This is a genomic window from Enterobacter sp. SENG-6 (genome assembly GCF_001605945.1).
Classification (GTDB): domain Bacteria; phylum Pseudomonadota; class Gammaproteobacteria; order Enterobacterales; family Enterobacteriaceae; genus Enterobacter; species Enterobacter cloacae.
The window spans coordinates 262,699-284,288 of the sequence record NZ_LOMM01000022.1 but is presented as its reverse complement, the minus strand read 5'-3'; the positions used below and the strand labels follow the sequence as shown (position 1 = coordinate 284,288).

Genomic DNA, 21,590 nt, shown 5'->3' with positions numbered 1-21,590 from the left:
TCAGATACGCTTTGATTAAGGCGATTTTTTTCTCTTCTGTTGCGTAATTGTTAGGTTTATCTCACCATGGCGAAAAGCTGACTCGGATTCACATCTTATCGGGAGTAATTATGATTACGCTGTGGGGAAGGAATAATTCGACCAACGTCAAAAAAGTGCTCTGGACGCTGGAGGAGCTGGATTTACCGTTTAACCAGATAATGGCGGGTTTGCAGTATGGGGTTAATAAAGACGCCGACTACCTGGCGATGAACCCGAACGGCCTGGTGCCGCTGCTGCGCGATGATGAGACGGACGCCACGCTGTGGGAATCCAACACCATTGTCCGCTACCTGGCCGCCCAGTATGGACAAGGCCGTCTGTGGGTAGAAAATCCGGCCCGCCGCGCGCAGGGGGAAAAATGGATGGACTGGGCCAACCAGACGCTCTCCCCCACGCACCGCGTGATCCTGATGGGGCTGGTCAGAACCCCCGAAGCCGAGCGCGACTATCCCGCCATTCATGCGGCGCAGGACGCCTGTGAAAATCTGTTTGCGATGATGGACGATGAGCTGGCGAAACACGCCTGGTTCTCGGGTGCCGACTTCGGCGTGGGCGACATTGCCGTTGCGCCATTTGTCTGGAACCTGACCAACCTCGGTCTGACGTGGACGCCGCGCCCTCACCTGGCGCGCTGGCTTAAACAGCTGAGCGAACGCCCGGCCTACCGTAACGTGGTGATGATTCCGGTAAGCTGATCATCTCCCGGACGGGCTGACTTTCAGCAACTGCCCGTCCGTTTCATCGGTCAGAACATACAGATAGCCGTCCGGACCGACGCGCACATCGCGAATGCGCTGTTTCCGGTCGCCCAGGATCCGCCCGTCCTCGGTCACCGTGTTGCCGTTCACGCTCAGCACGATCACATCCTTCTCTTTCAGCGCCCCGATAAACAGCTTGTTTTTCCACTGCGGGAACACGTCACTGTTATAAAACGCCATTCCGCTCACGGCGGGTGAGACTTTCCAGACAAACAGCGGTTTTTCGGTTCCTTCAACGTGTTCACCTTTCGCCTCAGGAATTTTTAATCCGCTGTAGTTGATACCGTGGGTCGCCAGCGGCCAGCCATAGTTTTTCCCTTTCTCCGGGATGTTGATCTCATCCCCGCCACGCGGGCCGTGTTCGTTAAGCCACAGCCTGTCGCTCCACGGGTTCATCGCCATCCCTTGCGGGTTACGAATGCCATAAGACCAGATTTCCGGCCGCGCACCGGCGGTGTTCACAAAGGGGTTATCCGGCGGGACTTTGCCATCCTCCGTCAGGCGCACCACTTTCCCCTGGAGTTTATCCAGATCCTGCGCCGTCGGGCGCTGGTTGTTTTCGCCCAGCGCAATAAACAGATAGCCTTTGCCATCAAATACCAGCCTTCCGCCAAAGTGGTGACCGGTGGAGAGTTTCGGCATCTGACGGAACACCACCTGGAACGCCTCAAGGCGGGAAAGATCGTCGCTTAAGCGCCCGTAACCCACTGCCGTTCCGGCTTTGCCGTCAGCGCCTGCCTCGGCGTAGCTCAGCCAGACGCGGCGCGAGGTGGCAAAATCCGGCGCCAGCACCACGTCCAGCAGTCCTCCCTGTCCGTTGGCCCAGACTTTGGGCACCCCTGTTATCGGGTCTGACAGCCCTTTCCCGGCCTGCCAGTGTTTCAACTGGCCGCCCTTCAACGTCACGAGCAGCCCTTTGTTATCCGGCAGGAATGCCAGCGACCAGGGGTGTTCGAGTTTGTTCTGCAATACCTCAACCTTAACCGCATCAGGCGCAGCAAGGAGCGAAAACGGAAATAACAACGCAGGCAGGAAAATCAGCGAGGATCGGTGCATAACGCGCTCCTTTATCGGCATATGGCATAAAGATTAGCCACTACGTCCAGGCACGTTATCACTTTTACAAAAGCTTAATCAGAAGGGGGAGTTGCCTCCCCCGGAATCAGTGCTGTTCAAGCTTCGCGTGCTCGTTCAGACACATGATGCATAGAGAGAGCGTTGTCAGGCAGTTTTCAAGCTTCTCCGCGTTTACAGCGATAAAAGTCGGGCAGTCATGGCGTCCGTTCATCAGACAAACCCCGGCAATGGAGAGCACCTCGGCGGCGCGGCGCAGCGCTATACATTCGCTTTCGGCGTATTCCGCTTTCAGGATGGGTGCTTTTTCACGCATGAAATTGCAAAGTTCAAAGAAATTATCACGCAGATGTTCGCTTTCGCTGACTGACATATACCCTTTCGCCTTCCTCAGCTGCAGATATGCGGCAAGGTCGATTCGGGCGTTGATCAGCTTGTTCAGCAGATCGCGTTTCAGTCTGTCAACGGACATGCTCATTCCTCCTCTGTCAGCCCCTGTGCACAGTCAGAATAAGGTTATTTTTTGTACAGTTTAATGCCTGAGATCAATTATTCTTAACTGATTAACATTCTTTACAATGTTACAACCTGCGCGGGCATCATCTGCACTGCAAAGAGTGTATAAATCCCCCGCGATACGCTGTAAAATCCCGCCCTGATAACTCCATAATTGATGAATTTTTAACCTATGAGCAATGTTACGCACCCGCCGAAAATCGGCTTTGTCTCCCTGGGCTGCCCGAAAAACCTGGTGGATTCTGAACGCATCCTGACCGAACTTCGCACCGAGGGCTACGACGTGGTGCCAAGCTACGACAACGCCGACATGGTGATCGTGAACACCTGCGGGTTTATCGACAGCGCGGTTCAGGAATCCCTGGAAGCCATTGGTGAAGCCCTGACGGAAAACGGCAAAGTGATTGTGACCGGCTGCCTGGGCGCAAAAGAGGACCAGATCCGTGAAGTGCACCCGAAGGTGCTGGAGATCACCGGTCCACACAGCTACGAGCAGGTGCTGGAACATGTTCATCACTACGTACCCAAGCCTAAGCACAACCCGTTCCTGAGCCTGGTGCCGGAACAGGGGGTGAAGCTGACGCCGCGTCACTACGCTTACCTGAAAATTTCCGAAGGCTGCAACCATCGCTGCACCTTCTGCATTATCCCGTCCATGCGTGGCGATCTGGTGAGCCGCCCGATTGGCGAAGTGCTGGCAGAAGCCAAACGTCTGGCCGATGCGGGCGTGAAGGAGCTGCTGGTGATCTCCCAGGATACCTCCGCCTACGGCGTGGATGTGAAGCACCGTTCCGGTTTCCACAACGGCGAGCCAGTGAAAACCAGCATGGTCGGCCTGTGCGAACAGCTCGCTAAACTGGGCATCTGGACGCGTCTGCACTACGTTTACCCTTATCCGCACGTTGACGACGTCATCCCGCTGATGGCCGAAGGCAAAATCCTGCCGTACCTGGATATCCCGCTGCAGCACGCCAGCCCGCGTATCCTGAAGCTGATGAAACGCCCAGGCTCCGTTGACCGCCAGCTGGCGCGCATCAAGCAGTGGCGTGAAATCTGCCCGGATCTGACCCTGCGTTCGACCTTCATCGTTGGCTTCCCGGGTGAAACCGAAGAAGACTTCCAGATGCTGCTCGACTTCCTGAAAGAGGCCCGTCTGGACCGCGTAGGCTGCTTCAAGTACAGCCCGGTTGAAGGCGCAACCGCTAACGAACTGGCGGATCAGGTGCCGGAAGAGGTAAAAGAAGAGCGCTGGAACCGCTTCATGCAGCTGCAACAGCAGATCTCTGCTGAACGTCTGCAGGAGAAAGTGGGCCGCGAAATTATGGTCATCATCGACGAAGTTGACGAAGAAGGCGCGATTGGCCGCAGCATGGCGGATGCCCCTGAAATCGACGGCGCGGTGTACCTGAACGGGGAAACCAACGTCAAGCCGGGTGACATCATTCGCGTGAAAGTGGAAAACGCCGACGAGTATGACCTGTGGGGTAGCCGGGTTTAAACACCCAGCGCCTGTTTTGTAGGCCGGGTAAGGCGTAGCCGCCACCCGGCACATTCCACTGCCCTACCCCTTAATCCTCGGATCCAGCGCATCGCGCAGCCCATCCCCCAGCAGGTTGAACGCCAGCACGGTCAGGAAAATCGCCAGACTCGGGAATATCGCCACGTGTGGCGCAATCACCATATCTGCCCTCGCCTCGTTGAGCATCGCGCCCCACTCCGGCGTCGGTGGCTGGGCCCCTAATCCCAGAAACGACAGGCTGGCGGCGGAAATTATCGACACGCCGATACGCATCGTAAAATAGACCACAATTGACGATACCGTACCCGGCAGAATATGGCTGAACAGGATGTTGGCGTCGCTGGCCCCCATACTGCGGGCGGATTCAATAAAGGTCTGCTGCTTCAGTACCAGCGTATTGCCGCGCACCAGGCGGGCAAACGCCGGGATCGAAAAGACCGCGACGGCGATGATGACATTCGCCATGCCGCTGCCCATAATAGCGACAACCGCAATTGCCAGCAAAATGCCGGGGAAGGCAAACAGCACGTCGCAAATGCGCATAATGATCCGGTCCCACCAGCCCTCGTAATACCCTGCCACCAGGCCCAGAACGGTACCGATGACCGCACCGATAAGCACCGCAAACACCCCGGCGGCGAGCGATATCTGCGCGCCCATCAGCACGCGGCTAAAAATATCGCGTCCCAGAGAGTCCACGCCGAACCAGTGCATCATCGACGGTCCGTCATTCAGGCGGTCGTAATCAAAGTAGTTTTCCGCATCATACGGTGCCACCCACGGCGCAATGGCGGCCACCACAATCAGCAGCAGTACAAACAGCCCCGCCGTCATGGCAACAGGCTGGCGACGAAAGCGCCGCCAGAATTCAAACCATGGGGTGCGGATATGGTCCGGCTTCAGCCCCGGCATAGCGTTTACAATGGCCTGACGACGCCAGTTCAACAATCGCATCTTACTTATACCTGATGGCCGGATTAATGGCGGCGTACAGCACATCCACCACTAAATTGATAAGAATAAATTCCAGCGAGAAGAGCAGAACTTCCGCCTGAATGACCGGATAGTCGCGCATCTCGACCGAATCCACCAGCAGGCGCCCCAGCCCCGGCCAGTTGAAGACCTTTTCCACCACGATAGAGCCCCCCAGCAGGAAGCCGAACTGCAGCCCCATCATGGTCACTACCGGGATCATCGCGTTACGAAAACCGTGCTTGAGGATGACCCACTTCTCGCTCACCCCTTTCGCCCGTGCGGTACGGATGTAATCTTCACTCAACACGTCAACGAACGACGCGCGGGTGAAGCGCGCCATCACCGCGGATACGGCCGCGCCCAGCGTCATGGACGGCAGGATGTAGTGCTTCCAGGTATCGGCCCCGACGGTGGGCAACCAGCCCAGCTCCACGGAGAAAATCTGCATCAGGAGCATCCCCAGCGCAAAAGCCGGGAAAGAGATCCCGGTCACCGCCAGCGCCATGCCGAGCTTGTCCGGCCAGCGGTTGCGCCAGACGGCAGCGACAATCCCGGCGCCAAGCCCAAACACCATCGCCCAGCACATGCTGGCAATCGTTAACCAGAACGTAGGCATAAAGCGGCTGGCAATCTCTTCCGATACCGGGCGACGCGACACCATCGAGATACCAAAATCGCCCTGCAGCACGTTGCAAATATAATGGAGAAACTGCATGTACAGAGGCTGGTCGAGACCAAGCTGTTTGCGCACCAGTTCAATGACGGTGGCATCCGCCTCTGGCCCGGCCACCAGACGCGCCGGATCGCCCGGCAGCAGATGGACAAACAAAAACACCAGTACCGCCACAATCAGCAGCGTCGGGATAAGCCCCAGCAGGCGTTTACAAACATAATTGAGCATGAGTGTTATTTTAAATCCGCATCGTCAAAGCTAAAGCCCGTATCCGGCATGATGTAAAACCCGGTCAACGCTTTGTTATGCGCCGAAACCAGTTTTTCCACCACCAGCGGTACCCACGGCGACTCTTTCCAGATGATATCCTGTGCGTCTTTGTAGAGGCGCGCTTTCTCATCCGGTTTGGTGGTTTTCAGCGCATCGGCAAGATCTTTATCCACCTGTGGGTTGCTGTAGAATGCCGTGTTGAACAGGGTCGGCGGCCAGTTCTGTGAGGCGAACAGCGGCGACAGCGCCCAGTCAGCCTCACCGGTAGAGGCCGACCAGCCGGTGTAGAACATCCGCACGCCGCTCTCTTTCTGCCCTTTCCCTTCCACTTCTGCCGCACGCTGTCCGGCATCCATCGCGGTGACCTGCACCTTAATACCGACCTGCGCCAGCTGCTGCTGGGTAAACTGCAGCACCTTCTGCGCGGTACTGTGATTATGGGATGACCATAGCGTGGTGCTAAAGCCGTTCGGGAAGCCCGCCTCTTTTAACAGTTCACGGGCTTTCGCCGGATCGTATGGCCACGGCTGATAGCTTTGCGCATAGGCAATAGCCGGTGGCAGCACGCCGGTGGCCGGGGTGGCGAAGCCCGCGAAGGCCACTTTCACCAGCGCCTGACGGTTAATCGCGTAGTTGATGGCCTCGCGCACTTTGGGATTATCAAACGGCTTTTGCGTCACGTTCATGCTGATGTAACGCTGCATAATGGACGGACTGGCCACCAGCTCCAGCTTGCTGTTCTTCTGCAGGATCGCCGCCTGCTCGTACGGGATCGGGAAGGCAAACTGCGCTTCGCCGGTTTGCAGCATCGCCGCGCGGGTGTTGTTATCCACCACCGGACGCCAGGTGATGGTGTCGAGCTTCGGCAGCCCCTGCTGCCAGTAGCCGGCGAATTTCTTCACCTTTACAAAGTCCGTCTGGTTCCAGGTCACCAGCTCATACGGGCCGGTACCAACCGGATGGAACCCAATCTCTTTCCCGTATTTTTTCAGCGCCGCAGGGGAGATCATCGCCGTCGCCGGATGCGCCAGAATATTAATAAAGGCCGAGAACGGCTCTTTCAGGGTAATTTTTACCGTTGTCGGATCGACGGCCTCGGTGCTGGCAATATTTTTATAGAGGTTATAGCGCTTGAGGCTGTTTTCCGGGTTGCTGGCGCGGTCGAGGTTAACCTTCACCGCCTCCGCGTTGAAATCGGTGCCATCCTGGAACTTCACGCCGGTTCTGAGCTTAATGGTATAGACCAGCCCGTCATCCGAGACGGTGTACCCCTCTGCCAGCACATTTTTCAGCTTCATCTCTCTGTCCAGGCCAAACAGCCCCTGGTAGAACGACTTGGCGACCGCCTGCGACAGCGTATCGTTGGCGTCATAGGGATCAAGGGTGGTGAAATTGGAGCCGACGGCGACCACCACATCTTTGGCAGCGAACGCGGGAGAGGCGGCCAGGGCTGCCGTCACGCTCGCGGCTAACAGCCATGTACGAGCAACAAATTTAACCATTGTGTTCTCCTGCCTGTTGTACGTTATAACCGCGAAAATGCATTGTCCTGACGCGGAGGGGCAACAAAATGTCCGGGGCCCACTTCACGCAGCGTGACCCGCTCCATGACCTCACCCCGTTTACGAATATTGCTCGGCATCTCATCCTGCAGCAGCACGCGCTGCCCGTGACGGTGTTCGGGATCGGCAACCGGTACTGCAGACATCAGCTTACGGGTGTACGGATGCTGCGGGTTCTCAAACACCGCCCGCCGCGGACCAATCTCGACGATTTGCCCCAGATACATCACCGCCACGCGATGGCTGATGCGCTCCACCACCGCCATGTCGTGGGAAATAAAGAGAAAGGCAATCCCCAGATCCCGCTGTAAGTCGAGCAATAAATTGATGATTTGCGCGCGGATAGAGACATCCAGCGCCGAGACAGATTCGTCTGCGATCACCACTTTTGGGTTCAGGGCCAGCGCGCGGGCAATACAAATTCGCTGCCGCTGACCGCCGGAAAACTCATGCGGGTAACGCCAGGCATGTTCCGGCTTCAGACCCACGCGTTCCAGCAGCCACGCCACCCGACGCTGTGCGGCTTCGCCGTCGAGCAGGTTATGCACCCGCAGCGGCTCCATAATCGAATACCCCACCGTATGGCGCGGGTCCAGAGACGCATACGGATCCTGAAAAATAAACTGGATATTCCGCCTCATCGCCTGAAGCTTACTGTCAGGAAGGGTGTCGATACGTTCGCCGTTAAAGGTAATGCTCCCTTCCTGCGACTCCACCAGCCGAAGTAACGCGCGTCCGGTGGTGGATTTGCCGCAGCCCGACTCCCCCACCAGCGCCAGCGTTTCGCCTGGCCATAAATCAAAACTGACATTTTCAACCGCGTGCACTTCACGCTTTACGCGGTTGAAAATGCCGCTGCGCAGAGGAAAACGGGTCACCAGATCCCGCACCTCAAGAATGGGCTTGCCGGGGACCACGGTGTCCTGCTCGGTTTCCTCTTCCTGGCGGCCCGCCGCCTCAAGGGAAATCAGCGGGAAACGGCGCGGAAGATCGCTGCCGTTCATCGCCCCCAGCCGTGGAACCGCCGCCAGCAGCGCTTTGGTGTAAGGGTGGGCGGGCGCATGGAAAATCTGCTCTACCGTGCCGGTTTCTACCGCCCTGCCCTGGTGCATCACCAGCACGCGATCGGCAATATCCGCGACCACGCCCATATCGTGGGTGATAAACATCACCCCCATCTCCATCTCCTGCTGCAGCACTTTGATAAGCTGCAGGATCTGCGCCTGAATGGTGACATCCAGCGCTGTCGTCGGCTCGTCCGCAATCAATACCGCCGGACGGCATGAGAGCGCCATGGCAATCATCACCCGCTGACGCATCCCGCCAGAGAGCTGATGCGGATAGCGGCCGAGTATGGACTGCGACTCCGGGATACGTACCAGCTCCAGCATCCGTTTGGCTTCCAGAAGGGCTTCATCGCCGCTCAGTCCCTGATGCAGGCGGATGGATTCGGCAATTTGCTCTCCAACCGGGAAGACCGGGTTCAGCGAGGTCATCGGCTCCTGGAAGATCATCGCGATATCCGCCCCGCGCACGCCCTGCATCTGTGCTGCGCTCAGCTCGTTTAAATCAATGACCTGACGATTGCGACGGCGCAGAAGCATCTTCTCGCTGCTGATTTGCCCGCCCGTCTGTTCCAGCAGGCGCATCAGCGCCAGCGCGGTGACCGATTTCCCGGAGCCGGACTCCCCCACAATCGCCAGCGTTTCGCCGCGGTTGAGTGAGAACGATAAATTCTCCACTGCGGGGATGAACTGCCGCTCCTCCTGAAACGCAATATTCAGCTGATGGACAGCCAGCACTTCGCGGTTATCCAGCTCTTCACTGTGCGGCACGCGTTGCCCCCTTATTCACGATAGATCCCGGTGCTGGGTTCATCACCGGCATAGCCCCAGGCGCGGTACATCCCTTCGCTGTTGAACGGCAGGGCTACGTTACCCTCACGGTCCACCGCAATGAGTCCACCCTCACCTCCCAGCGCGGGCAACTTTTCCATTACCACACGCTCGCAGGCTTCACTCAGGCTGAGCCCGCCGTAATCCATCAGGGCGGTAATGTCATATGCGGCGAGCGCGCGAATAAACACTTCGCCGGTTCCGGTGCAGGAGACCGCCGCCGTGGCGTTATTGGCATAGCACCCGGCGCCCGGCAGCGGACTGTCGCCAACCCGGCCCGGTAGCTTGTTGGTCATACCGCCGGTTGAGGTGGCCGCCGCCAGATTACCAGCCTTATCAAGCGCCACCGCGCCAACCGTGCCCATTTTGGTGGTTTCATTGAGCGGTGAGGAGTGGTCCAGCTGGGTCATGCCCGCCGTACGGGCTGCCAGTAGCTGCTGGTAGCGCTCGTCAGTGGAAAAAAGATCCGGCGATACCCGCTCCATCCCGTGTGCGAAGGCAAAGTTCTCCGCCCCAACGCCCGTCAGCAGCACATGAGGACTCTCTTCCATCACCAGTCGCGCCGCCAGAATCGGGTTGCGCAGATGGCTCACGCCCGCCACGGCCCCTGCTTTCAGGGTGACGCCGTCCATCACGCAGGCATCCAGCTCGTGCGTCTCGTCACGCGTATACACGGAACCTATCCCCGCATTGAACAGCGGACACTCTTCCAGCAGACGTACCGCTTCGGTCACCACATCCAGCGCGCTTTCGCCCGCCTCCAGCATTCGCTGGCCCGTTTCGACAATGGCGTAGAGCGCATCAATGTAGCGCTTCTCCTGCTCAAGACTGAGCTGTGCACGGGTAATAGCCCCGGCGCCGCCATGAATTGCGATTACCGCATTAACCATTTCGCCTCACCTGTCAGCCTGCATGGCGGCTTTTTCTATAAATATCATTATCGTTGATGATTCTTCAGATAATTTTTGAATATAGAAAGACACAACTGCGATGTAAAGGGTACTCATGGTGAGTCATACAGTTAGCCGCACTTTTCTGCCATAATGAGCGCTTTCGTTGTTACTGTGCTGGAGCCCACTATGGATTTTACCGCCGGACTGATGCCGCTTGAGACGGCACTCACGCAGATGCTTGACCGACTTTCCCCGCTGCACGACGTAGAGACGCTGCCGCTGGCGCGCTGTTTTGGTCGTATTGCCGCGCGCGACATCATTTCCCCGCTTAACGTGCCGGGGTTTGATAACTCAGCGATGGACGGTTACGCGGTACGCCTGGCGGATCTCCAGACGGGTCAGGCGCTGCCTGTCGCAGGAAAAGCCTTCGCCGGTCAACCGTTTGACGGAGAATGGCCTGTGGGCACTTGCGTGCGCATCATGACCGGCGCGCCGGTTCCTGCAGGCTGCGATGCGGTGGTGATGCAGGAAGAGACCGAACAGACCGCTGACGGCGTGCGCTTTACCGCCAGCGTCAAAGCAGGCCAGAACATCCGCCGCACCGGCGAAGATATTGCTCTTGGCGCAACGGTATTCGCTGCGGGGCAGAAGCTGACGGTGGGTGAACTGCCGGTGCTGGCCTCGCTCGGTATCGCGGACATTGAGGTGATCCGTCAGGTGCGCGTCGCGCTCTTTTCTACCGGTGACGAATTGCAGCTTCCGGGCCAGCCGCTGCAGGACGGGCAGATTTACGACACCAACCGTCTGGCGGTACACCTGATGCTGGAACAGCTGGGCTGTGAGGTGATCAACCTTGGCATTATTCCTGATGACCCGGAAAAACTGCGCGCCGCCTTTATTGAGGCAGACAACGCGGCCGACGTGGTGATCAGCTCCGGCGGTGTTTCGGTGGGTGAAGCGGATTACACCAAAACCATCCTGGAAGAGCTGGGTGAAATCGCCTTCTGGAAGCTGGCCATCAAGCCGGGCAAACCGTTCGCTTTTGGCAAGCTTAAGCACAGCTGGTTCTGCGGCCTGCCGGGTAACCCGGTCTCTGCCGCCCTGACCTTCTACCAGCTGGTGATCCCGCTACTGGCGAAGCTTTCGGGCAACCGTGCCAGTCCGCTGCCGGTACGCCAGCGCGTGCGTGCCGCTACGCGCCTTAAGAAATCCCCCGGTCGTCTTGATTTCCAGCGCGGTATTCTGACGCGCAACGCGGAGGGCGAGCTGGAGGTGAGCACCACCGGCCATCAGGGCTCGCACATTTTCAGCTCCTTCAGCCAGGGCAACTGCTTTATCGTGCTGGAGCGCGAGCGTGGCAATGTGGAAGCAGGCGAATGGGTTGAGGTGGAGCGCTTTAACCACCTGTTCGGAGGCTAAGATGGCGGCGGAACTGAGCGATGAAGAGATGATGCGCTATAACCGCCAGATTGTCCTGCGCGGTTTTGATTTTGAAGGCCAGGAAGCGCTCAAGGCGGCCAGCGTACTGGTCGTCGGCCTGGGCGGTCTGGGCTGCGCCGCCGCGCAATACCTCGCCGCGGCGGGTGTGGGCAAGATGACGCTGCTGGACTTTGATACCGTGTCGGTGTCCAATCTGCAGCGCCAGACGCTGCACAGCGATGCGACACTCGGCCAGCCGAAGGTGGACTCTGCCCGCACGGCGTTAACGCGCATCAACCCCCACGTTCAGTTCACCCCGATTAACACGATGCTGGATGACGAGGCGTTATACGCGCAAATCGCAAAGCACGATCTGGTGCTGGACTGTACTGATAACGTTGCCATCCGCAACCAGCTAAACGCCGGCTGTTTTACCCACAAAACGCCGCTGGTTTCTGGCGCGGCAATCCGCATGGAAGGACAGATCAGCGTCTTCACCTATGCTGAAGGCGAACCGTGCTATCGTTGTCTGAGCCGCCTGTTCGGTGAGAATGCGCTCACCTGCGTCGAGGCGGGCGTGATGGCGCCGTTAGTCGGCGTGATCGGGTCACTGCAGGCGATGGAAGCGATCAAAGTGCTGACCCGTTACGGTACGCCAGCGGTGGGGAAAATTGTGATGTATGACGCAATGACCTGCCAGTTCCGCGAGATGAAGCTGATGCGTAGTCCGGGGTGTGAGGTGTGCAGCGGTTAAACCTCGTTGCGGCCTGATGCCCTCACCCCGGCCCTCTCCCACCGGGAGAGGGAGATAACGCGTCAGAGAGCCGTCCGTCCAAACGCCCCCTGCCAGTCCTGCTCAAACTTCACGATCGCCGCATCCACCGCCGGAGAGGTAATAAACTGCTGCGCCACGTCCAGCGGCAGCGTGATGGACTCACAGCCGGCCAGCAGGCAATCCAGCGCCTGACGCGGGGTTTTGAAGCTCGCCGCCAGCACTTTTGATTGCGGGGCATGCAGCGTCAGCAACTGCTGTAATTCCACAACGGTCTGGATCCCGTCTCCGCCCTGCGCATCCACGCGGTTAACGTAAGGCGCGACATACTCTGCCCCCGCCAGCGCGGACAACATCCCCTGTGCGGCACCATATACCGCGGTCCCCAGCGTCGGGATCCCTTCTGCTTTCAGCATTTTGATCGCCGCCAGCCCTTCCGCCGTCACCGGCACTTTCACCACCAGGTCGTTAATGATGGCACGCAGCTTACGCGCATCGTCCACCATGCCTTCGGCGGTCGTGGCCATCACCTGCGCGAACAGACGGCCTTTGCCACCCAGCGCGTCGTGCAGTTCTGGCAGCAGAACCTCAAGCGGCGTTTTGCCTGCCGCCACAATGCTGGGGTTGGTGGTTACGCCCGCCAGCGGGAAGATACGTGCGAGCTTTTTCACTGCCGCAACGTCAGAAGTGTCGAGATAAAGTTCCATGATGTCGCCCTCAATTTTAGCCTGCACTTACCCTATCACGACAAAACCTGCTCAGGAGTTGACCTGCATCAAGATAACTTTCATTCGAAAGTAATTTAATCTTCATATGCAAGATGAGAGGCAAAATCATGATCTTCAATATTCAGCGTTACTCTACCCACGATGGCCCCGGGATCCGTACCGTGGTGTTCCTGAAAGGCTGCTCGCTGGGCTGTCGCTGGTGCCAGAACCCGGAAAGCCGGGCCCGCACGCGGGACGTGCTGTTTGATGCACGTCTGTGCCTGGACGGCTGCGATCTGTGCCAGCAGGCGGCACCGGGCAGTATCGAACGTGCGCTGAACGGTCTGGTCATCCACCGAGAGAAACTAGACGAACAGACGCTTAACGCCCTTACCGACTGCTGCCCGACGCAGGCGCTCACCGTGTGTGGTGAAGAACGTCAGGTGGAGGAGATCATGGCGACCGTCCTGCGTGATAAGCCGTTTTACGACCGCAGCGGCGGCGGAATCACCCTCTCCGGCGGCGAGCCGTTTATGACCCCCGATCTGGCACTGGCGTTGTTTAAAGCCAGCCATGAACAGGGTATTCATACCGCCGTCGAAACCTGCCTTCACGTGCCGTGGCACTATATCGCGCCTTCACTACCGTATGTCGATCTGTTCCTCGCCGACCTGAAGCATGTGGATGCAGAGGTGTTCAAACAGTGGACGGACGGCTCGGCAAAACGCATCCTGGACAACCTGAAACGCCTGGCGGCGGCCGGGAAAAAAATCATCATTCGCGTGCCGCTGATCCCGGGCTTTAACGCCGATGAAGCCTCTGTTACCGCCATTACCAATTTCGCCGCCGACGAACTGAACGTTCGCGACATTCACTTTCTGCCGTATCACACGCTGGGCATGAACAAATATACCCTGCTCGGCCAACCCTACTCTGCCCCTGACAAACCGCTGGATAACCCTGCGCTACTGGACTTTGCACAGCAGTATGCCTGCCAGAAAGGGTTAACCGCGACCTTACGAGGATAAAACGATGACTACCCTGAATCTCAACACCCTCAGCGAGCGCATTAAAGCGCACAAAATGGCTCTGGTGCATATCGTGAAGCCGCCGGTCTGTACCGAGCGCGCGCAGCACTACACGGAAATGTACCAGCAGCATATGGATAAACCGATCCCGGTGCGTCGCGCGCTGGCGCTGGCGCATCATCTCGCGCAGCGCACCATCTGGATCAAACACGATGAGCTGATCGTCGGTAACCAGGCAAGCGAAGTGCGCGCCGCGCCGATCTTCCCGGAATATACCGTCTCCTGGATTGAGAAAGAGATTGACGATCTGGCGGACCGTCCCGGCGCGGGCTTTGCGGTCAGCGAAGAGAATAAGCGCGTTCTGCATGAGATCTGCCCGTGGTGGCGCGGCCAGACGGTACAGGATCGCTGTTACGGCATGTTCACCGACGAGCAGAAAAGCCTGCTGGAAACCGGCATTATCAAAGCCGAAGGCAACATGACCTCCGGCGATGCCCACCTGGCGGTGAACTTCCCGCTGGTGCTGGAAAAAGGGCTCGACGGCCTGCGTGCTAAAGTGGCCGAGCGCCGCTCGCGCATCAACCTGACGGTGCTGGACGACCTGCACGGCGATCAGTTCCTGAAAGCGATAGATATCGTGCTGGAGGCGGTAAGTCTGCATATCGAACGTTTTGCAGCCCTGGCGCGTGAAATGGCGGCTACCGAATCCCGCGTCAGCCGCCGCGACGAGCTGCTGGCGATAGCGGAAAACTGTGACGCGATTGCCCATGAACCGCCAAAAACCTTCTGGCAGGCGCTGCAGCTGTGCTACTTCATTCAACTTATCCTGCAAATTGAGTCCAATGGCCACTCCGTGTCGTTCGCCCGCATGGATCAGTATCTCTACCCGTACTACCGTCGCGACGTAGAGCTGAACCAGAGCCTTGACCGCGAGCACGCCATCGAGTTGCTCCACAGCTGCTGGCTGAAGTTGCTGGAAGTGAACAAGATCCGCTCCGGCTCGCACTCCAAAGCCTCCGCAGGCAGCCCGCTGTACCAGAACGTCACCATCGGCGGTCAGAAGCTGGTCAACGGTGAGCCAATGGACGCCGTCAACCCGCTCTCTTACGCGATTCTGGAGTCCTGCGGTCGTCTGCGCTCCACCCAGCCAAACCTGAGCGTGCGTTATCACGCAGGGATGAGCAACGACTTCCTCGACGCCTGCGTGCAGGTGATCCGCTGCGGCTTCGGCATGCCGGCGTTCAACAACGATGAAATCGTGATCCCGGAATTCATCAAGCTCGGCGTAGAAAAAGAAGATGCGTACGACTATGCCGCCATCGGCTGCATCGAAACCGCCGTTGGCGGCAAATGGGGCTACCGCTGCACCGGCATGAGCTTTATTAACTTCGCCCGCGTGATGCTCGCCGCGCTGGAAGGCGGCCGCGACGCCACCAGCGGGAAAGTGTTCCTGCCGCAGGAGAAAGCGCTCTCTGCCGGTAACTTCGGTAATTTCGACGAGGTGATGACGGCCTGGGATACCCAGATCCGCTATTACACCCGTAAATCCATCGAGATTGAGTATGTCGTGGACACCATGCTGGAAGAGAATGTCCACGATATCCTCTGCTCGGCGCTGGTGGATGACTGCATCGAGCGGGCGAAAAGCATCAAGCAGGGCGGCGCGAAGTATGACTGGGTCTCCGGCCTGCAGGTGGGGATTGCCAACCTCGGTAACAGCCTGGCGGCGGTGAAGAAACTGGTGTTCGAGCAGGGCGTCATCGGTCAGCAGCAGCTGGCGGCGGCGCTGGCGGATGACTTCGACGGGCTGACGCACGAGCAGCTGCGTCAGCGTCTGATCAACGGTGCGCCGAAGTACGGCAACGATGACGACAGTGTGGACATGCTGCTGACCCGTGCTTATCAGACCTACATTGACGAGCTGAAGCAGTATCACAACCCGCGTTACGGCCGTGGCCCCATTGGCGGTAACTACTACGCGGGCACATCCTCCATCTCCGCAAACGTGCCGTTTGGTGCAGCGACAATGGCGACTCCGGACGGACGCAAAGCGCACACCCCGCTGGCGGAAGGCGCCAGTCCGGCCTCCGGTACCGATCATCTCGGGCCAACGGCGGTAATCGGCTCCGTGGGTAAATTGCCGACCGAAGCGATTCTTGGCGGCGTGCTGTTAAACCAGAAGCTGAACCCGTCAACGCTGGAAAACGACAGCGACCGTCAAAAGCTGATGGTGCTGCTGCGTACCTTCTTCGAGGTGCATAAAGGCTGGCATATTCAGTACAACATCGTTTCACGCGAAACGCTGCTGGACGCGAAGAAACACCCGGACCAGTATCGTGACCTGGTGGTACGCGTCGCAGGCTACTCGGCGTTCTTCACCGCCCTGTCGCCGGATGCGCAGGACGATATCATTGCGCGTACGGAGCATACTCTGTAAAAAAAACGCCCGGTGGCGCTGCGCTTACCGGGCCTACAATTTTCCCCGTAGGCCGGGTAAGGCGAAGCCGCCACCCGGCTTTTCTACTTTCATTCGAAATTAAATTTGTGCTCTCCGTCACCTTGTTATTAGAATGTTTCAAAACGCAGTGACCCAGGAGCACAGTATGACCGTTAAAGTTATCGTCACCGATATGGACGGAACTTTCCTTGATGATGCCAAGCAGTACGATCGTGACCGCTTTCAGGCACAGTTTGAGCAGCTTAAAGCCCGTAATATTGAATTTGTTGTCGCCAGCGGTAACCAGTATTACCAGCTCATCTCCTTCTTCCCGGAACTGAAAGATCAGATCTCCTTCGTGGCGGAAAACGGTGCGCTGGTCTTCGATCACGGTGAACAAATTTTCCTCGGCGAGCTGACGCGTCATGAGTCGCAAATCGTTATTGGCGAACTGCTGAAAGACAAAGGGCTGAACTTTGTGGCCTGCGGTCTCGACAGCGCTTACGTCAGCGACCAGGCCCCCGAGGCGTTCGTGGCGCTGATGTCAAAGCACTATCACCGCTTAAAGCGTATCAGCGACTACCGCGACATTAATGACGTGCTGTTCAAGTTCTCCCTGAACCTGCCGGACAGCGATATCCCGAATCTGGTCGATAAACTGCATGTCTCCCTGGACGGCATTATGAAGCCTGTCACCAGCGGCTTTGGTTTTGTCGATTTGATTATCCCCGGCCTGCACAAAGCCAATGGCATCAGCCGTCTGCTGAAACGCTGGAAAGTCTCCCCGCAGGAGTGCGTGGGTATTGGCGACAGCGGCAACGACGCGGAGATGCTGAAGCTGGTGAAATACTCCTTTGCAATGGGCAACGCAGCCGAAAGCATCAGAGACGTAAGCCGTTACAGCACCGACGACAACAATCACCAGGGCGCGCTGAACGTTATTCAGGCGGTGCTGGATCACCACTCCCCGTTCGACGCCTGATTCCCTTCCTGCCGGAGCCGCGCTCCGGCCCCCATCACTCTTTTTCCATCCTGTGCTACCCGTCAAGTTTTTAAACTTGCATTAACCAATTTTTAACTTAAAGTATCACTTGTAGACATTTTTACTTTCGAATGAAAGATGCGAGGCAGTTATGACGTTTACCAGTGAAACTTTGCCGGCGGATCACAAAGCCGCAATCCGTGAGATGAAGCGCGAGCTACGGGCGCAAATCGGCGATGTGCAGGCGGTGTTCGATAAGCTCAGCGATACCATCGCGACCCGCGTGGCGGAAATTAACGCCCTGAAAAACAAAGGCGAGCCCGTCTGGCCGGTGATCCCGTTTGCGGATGTGAAAGATGGCACCATCACTTCCGCGCAGCGCGAGGCGATCAGACGCCGGGGTTGCGCGGTAATAAAAGGTCATTTCCCGCGCGAGCAGGCGCTGGCATGGGATCAGTCGATGCTCGATTACCTCGATCTCAACCAGTTTGATGAAGTCTATAAAGGGCCCGGCGATAACTTCTTTGGTACCTTAACGGCGTCTCGCCCGGAGATTTACCCTATCTACTGGTCACAGGCGCAAATGCAGGCGCGCCAGAGTGAAGAGATGGCGCAGGTGCAGTCGTTTCTGAACCGTCTGTGGACATTCGAGAGCAACGGCAAACAGTGGTTCGACCCGGACGTCAGCGTGATTTACCCGGATCGCATCCGCCGTCGTCCACCGGGCACCACCTCGAAAGGGCTGGGCGCGCATACCGATTCCGGTGCGCTGGAGCGCTGGCTGCTGCCCGCCTATCAGCAGGTTTTCGCCCGCGTCTTTGATGGCAACGTAGAGAAATACGATCCGTGGAATGCTGCGCACCGTACTGAAGTGGAAGAGTACACCGTGGATAACACCACCAAATGTTCGGTGTTCCGCACCTTCCAGGGCTGGACGGCGCTGTCGGACATGATCCCGGGCCAGGGGCTGCTGCACGTGGTGCCAATCCCGGAAGCGATGGCTTATATTCTGCTGCGTCCGCTGCTGGATGACGTGCCGGAGGACGAACTGTGCGGCGTCGCGCCGGGACGCGTTCTGCCGGTGTCAGAGAAATGGCACCCGCTGCTTATCGAAGCGCTCACCAGCATTCCGGCACTGGAGGCGGGCGATTCGGTGTGGTGGCACTGCGATGTGATCCACTCCGTCGCGCCGGTTGAGGATCAACAGGGCTGGGGCAACGTGATGTACATTCCTGCCGCGCCGATGTGCGAGAAGAACCTCGCCTACGCGAAGAAGGTGAAAGCGGCGCTGGAAACCGGGGCATCGCCGGGTGATTTCCCGCGCGAGGATTATGAAAAAACCTGGCAGGATCGCTTTACCGTGGCCGATCTCAATATCCACGGCAAGCGTGCGCTGGGCATGGCTTAACTGTCGTACAGCCCTTCCCGCTCAACGGCGGTGCGTCGTTTCCCCTGACGTATCCGCCGGACCGATTCCCGTACGGTCAGGGTGCCGTTAAGCAATAGCGTGCCTGATGGCGCCTCCGGGCGCATCAGCCGCTGCTGGAGCATATGTACCGCTTCGGTGCCCAGCTCATCACGTGGAACATGTACCGCGGTTAACGGTACATCCTGAATGGCCGCCAGATTAAAGCCGTCAATGCTCATCACCGAAATATCCTGCGGCACGCGTAACCCCTGTTTTTGCAGGGCACTGATGGTGCCCGCCGCCATAAAGTCACCACCCACCAGAAACGCAGTCGGCAAGTCTTTCCCCTGCATGCGGCTCAGCCAGTCGGTGACCAGTTGCTCTGTTTCGCGAGCGCTGAAGCTCGGCGCCACCAGCAAATCGCGTTTATCGTTGAACTTCAGGTTGTGTGACTGCCATGCATCGCGGATCCCCGCAAGGCGCAGCTCCATGGTGTAACGCCGCAGGCACAACACATTCATCACCTCACGGTGTCCCATTTCAAACAGATAGTCCGCCGCCCGCTCGCCAATGGCCCGATGGTCCGGCGCGACGGCAGGCAGGCGCATATGCCGGTCGCGGCAGTTAATCAGCATGCAGGGTTTACCGACATCCACTGCCAGGTCATGGATGTGCGGATCGTCAATGCCGAGGAGGATGGCGGCCTGGGTGTCCGGCTCGTTCATTCGCGCCAGAAACAGCTGGGCGTCGCTGTCGTTCTCCTCCAGCGCGCAGTAACGCAGGCGAACATCGTACGAGGCCAGGCCTTTGCTTACGCTCTGGATCACACGGTAGTAAAAGATGTCAGACCGCTCGTCAAAGGCGCGCTGTGGGGCGAAGACAACGAGACTGTTGAGCAGCAAACGGCCCGCAGCCATTCCGTCCAGCACCCCCAGCTCGCGCGCGCATGCCAGCACCTTCGCACGTGCTTTTTCACTGGTATTCGCCTTCCCGGCAAGGACCCGCGAAACGGTGCTGATGGAGAGCTGAGTCCGGGCAGCGATTTCGGCGATTTTTAGCCTTTTGTCCATTTTGTGATCTGGCTCCATTTGCGAAATGACAAAATTTTCATAGCGTGGATATCAGGCAATAGCTGATGTCAAAGCCATGATGCCAAATGATGTCGCTCAGTTATGAGAAATTTTGCACAAAATCCACTATTGCCCACTCATTTTCTCCCTTAAGGTGAACTTGTCACACAACTTCCATACTAGTTGTATAGCAACTTGAAGCGGTAAAACAGATAACAATCAACGTCATAAACCTGTGTGACACCTGAACCTACGTCCCCTTACCGTCCGTCTTGTGGAGAGTAAAATGAGTCAGGACATTAATAACACCGTTGCGGCAAGCAAAACCCGTCGCGTCATTAAAAACCTGCGCTGGTATGTGCTGGTGCTGTTCTTACTTGGCGTCACCGTTAACTACATCACCCGAAACTCACTCGGGATCCTCGCCCCGGAACTGAAAGAGAGCCTCGGTATCACCACCGAGCAGTACTCCTGGATCGTCGGGGCATTCCAGATCGCCTACACCATTTTCCAGCCTCTGTGCGGCTGGCTGATCGACGTGATCGGCCTGAAGATTGGCTTTATGATTTGCGCCGGGATCTGGGCGCTGATGTGTATTTTCCACGCGGGTGCCGGGAGCTGGCTGCACCTTGCCATACTGCGCTTCTTTATGGGGGCTTCTGAAGCCGCCGCCACGCCCGCAAACGCCAAAACCATTGGTGAATGGTTCCCGAAATCGGAACGTCCTGTGGCAGCCGGCTGGGCTGGTGTGGGCTTCTCCATTGGCGCAATGCTGGCTCCGCCTATCATCTACTTCGCGCACGCCTCGTTTGGCTGGCAGGGCGCGTTTATGTTCACCGGCGTGCTGGCGCTGCTGTGGGTGATCCTGTGGTGGGCGTTCTACCACAATCCGGAGCAGCACCCGAACCTGAGCAAAGACGAGCTGGCGTTTATCAAGCAGGATAACGAACCGCCTGCGGTAAAACTGCCCTTCCTGACCGCACTGAAAACCGTCTCAAAAAACAAACGCTTCTACGGTATCGCCATCCCGGCCTTTATGGCGGAACCGGCCTGGGCAGTGCTGAGTTTCTGGGTGCCGCTGTATCTCGCCAAAGAGCACGGCATGGATCTGAAGCAGATCGCGATGTTTGCCTGGCTGCCGTTCCTGGCCGCCGATCTCGGCAGCGTGGCGAGCGGTTACCTCACCCGTCTGTATACCCGCCTGTTTGGCTGCTCCCGCGTCAACTCCGTGGTGGCAAGCTCCGTCACCGGCGCGTTCCTGATGATCTCTCTGGCCGTCGTCGCCATTACCCGCGACCCGTACATCACCATCGTGCTGATCTCCATCGGCGGTTTCGGGCATCAGATCATCTCCTGCATGCTCAGCGCCCTGGTGGTGGAGTCGTTCGATAAAGGCCAGATGGCGACCGTTAACGGTATGCGCGGCTCGGCGGCGTGGATCGCCAGCTTCCTGTTCTCGCTGTTGATTGGTGTGACCGCCGACAAAATCGGCTTCAACCCGCTCTTTATTGCCATGGGTTTCTTTGACCTGATTGGCGCTGTTTTCCTGGTGGCATTTATTGCTGAACGTCGCGCCAAGCGCGCCTGATA

General features: G+C 58.0%; 17 protein-coding genes and 1 pseudogene. 9 read left to right on the top strand and 9 right to left on the bottom strand.

Annotated features, from left to right (window positions below):
* The first annotated feature begins 110 nt into the window (after positions 1–110).
* Entirely contained in the window at positions 111–737 is a 627-nt protein-coding gene (locus AX755_RS12925; protein ID WP_013097428.1) for a glutathione S-transferase family protein, read from the top strand.
* Here the strand turns inward: AX755_RS12925 and AX755_RS12920 are convergent, their stop codons facing one another.
* Both AX755_RS12920 and bssR read right to left on the bottom strand, forming a co-directional pair.
* Complete coding sequence (locus tag AX755_RS12920; RefSeq protein WP_062856877.1) at positions 738–1,856, bottom strand: PQQ-dependent sugar dehydrogenase; 1,119 nt, start codon at positions 1,854–1,856, stop codon at positions 738–740.
* Positions 1,857–1,962: 106 nt separating this feature from the next.
* Entirely contained in the window at positions 1,963–2,346 is a 384-nt protein-coding gene (gene bssR, locus AX755_RS12915; RefSeq protein ID WP_013097430.1) for a biofilm formation regulator BssR, read from the bottom strand.
* 216 nt (positions 2,347–2,562) lie between these two features.
* Here bssR and rimO point away from each other — a divergent pair, with 216 nt between their 5' ends.
* A complete protein-coding gene (rimO, locus tag AX755_RS12910) occupies positions 2,563–3,888 on the top strand; it encodes a 30S ribosomal protein S12 methylthiotransferase RimO (protein ID WP_013097432.1) in 1,326 nt (441 codons plus the stop codon).
* Positions 3,889–3,951: 63 nt separating this feature from the next.
* Here rimO and gsiD read toward each other — a convergent pair whose 3' ends face one another.
* The 5 genes and pseudogenes from gsiD to iaaA all read right to left on the bottom strand — a co-directional run bounded on the left by gsiD (position 3,952) and on the right by iaaA (position 10,174).
* Entirely contained in the window at positions 3,952–4,863 is a 912-nt protein-coding gene (gsiD, locus tag AX755_RS12905) for a glutathione ABC transporter permease GsiD (protein WP_029882874.1), read from the bottom strand.
* 1 nt (position 4,864) lies between these two features.
* The gene (gene gsiC / locus AX755_RS12900; protein ID WP_038984941.1) at positions 4,865–5,785 is read right to left on the bottom strand and encodes a glutathione ABC transporter permease GsiC; all 921 of its coding nucleotides are present in this window, start codon (positions 5,783–5,785) and stop codon (positions 4,865–4,867) included.
* A 5-nt stretch (positions 5,786–5,790) separates the two neighbouring features.
* Entirely contained in the window at positions 5,791–7,329 is a 1,539-nt protein-coding gene (gsiB, locus tag AX755_RS12895) for a glutathione ABC transporter substrate-binding protein GsiB (RefSeq protein ID WP_013097435.1), read from the bottom strand.
* Between the two features lie 23 nt (positions 7,330–7,352).
* Positions 7,353–9,224 carry a glutathione ABC transporter ATP-binding protein GsiA gene (gene gsiA / locus AX755_RS12890; protein ID WP_062856876.1) on the bottom strand — a complete coding sequence of 624 codons (1,872 nt, stop codon included), beginning with the start codon at positions 9,222–9,224 and terminating at the stop codon, positions 7,353–7,355.
* Positions 9,211–10,174 (bottom strand): annotated as a pseudogene (gene iaaA, locus AX755_RS12885) (beta-aspartyl-peptidase). Before iaaA ends, gsiA begins: the two are co-directional and overlap by 14 nt.
* Positions 10,175–10,363: 189 nt before the next feature.
* Here iaaA and moeA point away from each other — a divergent pair.
* Together moeA and moeB are read left to right on the top strand one after the other, a co-directional pair.
* The gene (gene moeA / locus AX755_RS12880) at positions 10,364–11,596 is read left to right on the top strand and encodes a molybdopterin molybdotransferase MoeA (RefSeq protein ID WP_045901364.1); all 1,233 of its coding nucleotides are present in this window, start codon (positions 10,364–10,366) and stop codon (positions 11,594–11,596) included.
* A gap of 1 nt (position 11,597) precedes the next feature.
* Positions 11,598–12,350, top strand: a complete 753-nt coding sequence (moeB, locus tag AX755_RS12875) for a molybdopterin-synthase adenylyltransferase MoeB (protein WP_062856874.1) — start codon at positions 11,598–11,600, stop codon at positions 12,348–12,350.
* Between the two features lie 62 nt (positions 12,351–12,412).
* Here the strand turns inward: moeB and fsa are convergent, their stop codons facing one another.
* The gene (gene fsa, locus AX755_RS12870; RefSeq protein ID WP_029882869.1) at positions 12,413–13,075 is read right to left on the bottom strand and encodes a fructose-6-phosphate aldolase; all 663 of its coding nucleotides are present in this window, start codon (positions 13,073–13,075) and stop codon (positions 12,413–12,415) included.
* A 128-nt stretch (positions 13,076–13,203) separates the two neighbouring features.
* Here fsa and AX755_RS12865 point away from each other — a divergent pair, with 128 nt between their 5' ends.
* The 4 genes from AX755_RS12865 to AX755_RS12850 all read left to right on the top strand — a co-directional run bounded on the left by AX755_RS12865 (position 13,204) and on the right by AX755_RS12850 (position 18,930).
* A complete protein-coding gene (locus AX755_RS12865) occupies positions 13,204–14,103 on the top strand; it encodes a glycyl-radical enzyme activating protein (RefSeq protein WP_062856873.1) in 900 nt (299 codons plus the stop codon).
* Between the two features lie 4 nt (positions 14,104–14,107).
* Positions 14,108–16,540 carry a formate C-acetyltransferase/glycerol dehydratase family glycyl radical enzyme gene (locus AX755_RS12860; RefSeq protein ID WP_045901360.1) on the top strand — a complete coding sequence of 811 codons (2,433 nt, stop codon included), beginning with the start codon at positions 14,108–14,110 and terminating at the stop codon, positions 16,538–16,540.
* A 166-nt stretch (positions 16,541–16,706) separates the two neighbouring features.
* Positions 16,707–17,522: a Cof-type HAD-IIB family hydrolase gene (locus AX755_RS12855; RefSeq protein ID WP_062856872.1), complete on the top strand. Its 816-nt coding sequence runs from the start codon at positions 16,707–16,709 to the stop codon at positions 17,520–17,522.
* A 151-nt stretch (positions 17,523–17,673) separates the two neighbouring features.
* On the top strand, positions 17,674–18,930 hold the full coding sequence (locus AX755_RS12850) for a DUF1479 domain-containing protein (protein ID WP_062856871.1): 1,257 nt from the start codon (positions 17,674–17,676) through the stop codon (positions 18,928–18,930).
* Here the strand turns inward: AX755_RS12850 and AX755_RS12845 are convergent.
* Positions 18,927–20,000, bottom strand: a complete 1,074-nt coding sequence (locus tag AX755_RS12845) for a LacI family DNA-binding transcriptional regulator (protein ID WP_062856870.1) — start codon at positions 19,998–20,000, stop codon at positions 18,927–18,929. The two genes, AX755_RS12850 and AX755_RS12845, sit on opposite strands and share 4 nt — an antisense overlap.
* Before the next feature lie 286 nt (positions 20,001–20,286).
* On the opposite strand from AX755_RS12845, the gene AX755_RS12840 reads away from it, so the two are divergent.
* Positions 20,287–21,588: an MFS transporter gene (locus AX755_RS12840; RefSeq protein ID WP_023621974.1), complete on the top strand. Its 1,302-nt coding sequence runs from the start codon at positions 20,287–20,289 to the stop codon at positions 21,586–21,588.
* Positions 21,589–21,590 lie beyond the last annotated feature (2 nt).